The organism is Candidatus Regiella insecticola LSR1 (assembly GCF_000143625.1).
Classification (GTDB): Bacteria; Pseudomonadota; Gammaproteobacteria; order Enterobacterales; family Enterobacteriaceae; genus Regiella; species Regiella insecticola.
Genome location: NZ_GL379696.1, coordinates 1 through 232 on the forward strand (window position 1 = coordinate 1; position 232 = coordinate 232).

1 pseudogene is annotated in these 232 nt (G+C 65.1%); it reads right to left on the bottom strand.

Annotated elements, in window-relative coordinates:
- Window positions 1-232: pseudogene (locus REG_RS11535) on the bottom strand (helix-turn-helix transcriptional regulator); the annotation flags it as partial.

The window sequence follows — 232 nt, forward strand, 5'->3', positions numbered from 1 at the left end:
GTGGCTGAGCGCGGCGATGCGGCAAGCCTGGCATTTCCACTGGCCGGCGGCGTGCAGCGCCACCCATGGATGCAGGATGAACTTTTCCAACGCCATCTGCAGCTTGAGGCGAATGGCGTAGGCCGAATCGCGCCGATGGATGCTGAACAGCGGCGGCAGGTTTTTCACCTGTTGCTGGGTCGCGTCGTCGAGGATCAGCAGGGTCAGCTGCCGCTGGCGCGGAACGCCGTGG